The sequence below is a fragment of the Streptomyces sp. NPDC056361 genome, assembly GCF_042262805.1.
Lineage (GTDB): Bacteria > Actinomycetota > Actinomycetes > Streptomycetales > Streptomycetaceae > Streptomyces.
Genome location: NZ_JBHJQI010000274.1, coordinates 1 through 2,500 on the forward strand (window position 1 = coordinate 1; position 2,500 = coordinate 2,500).

The 2,500-nt window shown below is 53.1% G+C and carries 1 rRNA gene (cut by a window edge); it reads right to left on the reverse strand.

Features of this window, described 5'->3' with window-relative positions:
• Positions 1-2,500 (reverse strand): 23S ribosomal RNA (locus ACFCY7_RS39865); its annotated part runs 303 nt beyond the window's last position; the annotation flags it as partial.

The window sequence follows — 2,500 nt, forward strand, 5'->3', positions numbered from 1 at the left end:
GGCTTCATGCTTAGATGCTTTCAGCACTTATCCCGTCCGCACATAGCTACCCAGCGATGCCCTTGGCAGAACAACTGGTACACCAGCGGTGCGTCCATCCCGGTCCTCTCGTACTAAGGACAGCTCCTCTCAAATTTCCTACGCCCACGACGGATAGGGACCGAACTGTCTCACGACGTTCTGAACCCAGCTCGCGTACCGCTTTAATGGGCGAACAGCCCAACCCTTGGGACCGACTACAGCCCCAGGATGCGATGAGCCGACATCGAGGTGCCAAACCTCCCCGTCGATGTGGACTCTTGGGGAAGATCAGCCTGTTATCCCCGGGGTAGCTTTTATCCGTTGAGCGATGGCCCTTCCATGCGGAACCACCGGATCACTAAGCCCGACTTTCGTCCCTGCTCGACTTGTAGGTCTCGCAGTCAAGCTCCCTTGTGCCTTTACACTCTGCGAATGATTTCCAACCATTCTGAGGGAACCTTTGGGCGCCTCCGTTACATTTTAGGAGGCGACCGCCCCAGTCAAACTGCCCACCTGACACTGTCTCCCGGGTCGATAAGACCCGTAGGTTAGAATTTCAATACAGTCAGGGCGGTATCCCACCAGCGCCTCCACCGAAGCTAGCGCTCCGGTTTCAATGGCTCCCGCCTATCCTGTACAAACTGTACCAAAATTCAATATCAGGCTACAGTAAAGCTCCACGGGGTCTTTCCGTCCTGTCGCGGGTAACCTGCATCTTCACAGGTACTATAATTTCACCGAGTCTCTGGTTGAGACAGTGCCCAAATCGTTACACCTTTCGTGCGGGTCGGAACTTACCCGACAAGGAATTTCGCTACCTTAGGACCGTTATAGTTACGGCCGCCGTTTACTGGGGCTTCAATTCGCACCTTCGCTTACGCTAACCGCTCCTCTTAACCTTCCAGCACCGGGCAGGCGTCAGCCCCTATACTTCGCCTTACGGCTTCGCAGAGACCTGTGTTTTTGCTAAACAGTCGCCTGGGCCTATTCACTGCGGCTCTCTCGGGCTTGCACCCTAACAGAGCACCCCTTCTCCCGAAGTTACGGGGTCATTTTGCCGAGTTCCTTAACGAGAGTTCTCTCGCTCACCTTAGGATTCTCTCCTCGCCTACCTGTGTCGGTTTGCGGTACGGGCACCTTTTATCTCGCTAGAAGCTTTTCTTGGCAGCGGGGAATCAAAGACTTCGCTCCATAAGGAGCTTCCCCATCACAGCTCAGCCTTCACGATAAGCGGATTTGCCTACTTATCAGCCTAACTGCTTGGACGTGCACAACCAATCGCACGCTTCTTCTATCCTTCTGCGTCCCTCCATTGCTCAAACGATAAAGAGGTGGTACAGGAATATCAACCTGTTGTCCATCGCCTACGCCTGTCGGCCTCGGCTTAGGTCCTGACTAACCCTGAGCGGACGAGCCTTCCTCAGGAAACCTTAGGCATTCGGTGGACGGGATTCTCACCCCTCTTTCGCTACTCATACCGGCATTCTCACTTCTAAGCGCTCCACCAGTCCTTACGGTCTAGCTTCTCAGCCCTTAGAACGCTCTCCTACCACGGACACCAGACGGTGTCCATCCACAGCTTCGGTGATACGTTTAGCCCCGGTACATTTTCGGCGCAGAGTCACTCGACCAGTGAGCTATTACGCACTCTTTAAATGGTGGCTGCTTCTAAGCCAACATCCTGGTTGTCTAAGCAACTCCACATCCTTTTCCACTTAACGTATACTTTGGGACCTTAGCTGGCGGTCTGGGCTGTTTCCCTTTTGACTACGGATCTTATCACTCGCAGTCTGACTCCTAAGGATAAGTCATTGGCATTCGGAGTTTGACTGAATTCGGTAATCCGATGAGGACCCCTAGTTCAATCAGTGCTCTACCTCCAAGACTCTTACACTTAAGGCTAGCCCTAAAGCTATTTCGGGGAGAACCAGCTATCTCCAGGTTCGATTGGAATTTCTCCGCTACCCACACCTCATCCCCGCACTTTTCAACGTGCGTGGGTTCGGGCCTCCATTCAGTGTTACCTGAACTTCACCCTGGACATGGGTAGATCACCTGGTTTCGGGTCTACGACCACGTACTAAACGCCCTATTCAGACTCGCTTTCGCTGCGGCTCCGCCTCTTCAGCTTAACCTTGCACGGGATCGTAACTCGCCGGTTCATTCTACAAAAGGCACGCCATCACCCATTAACGGGCTCTGACTATTTGTAGGCACACGGTTTCAGGATCTCTTTCACTCCCCTTCCGGGGTGCTTTTCACCTTTCCCTCACGGTACTGGTTCACTATCGATCACTAGGGAGTATTTAGCCTTGGGAGATGGTCCTCCCAGATTCCGACGGAATTTCACGTGTTCCGCCGTACTCAGGATACATTCAAGAGAGAACGAAGTTTCGACTACGGGGTTGTTACCCTCTACGACGGACCTTTCCAGGTCGCTTCGTCTACCTCGTTCCTTTGTAACTCCGTATAGAATGTC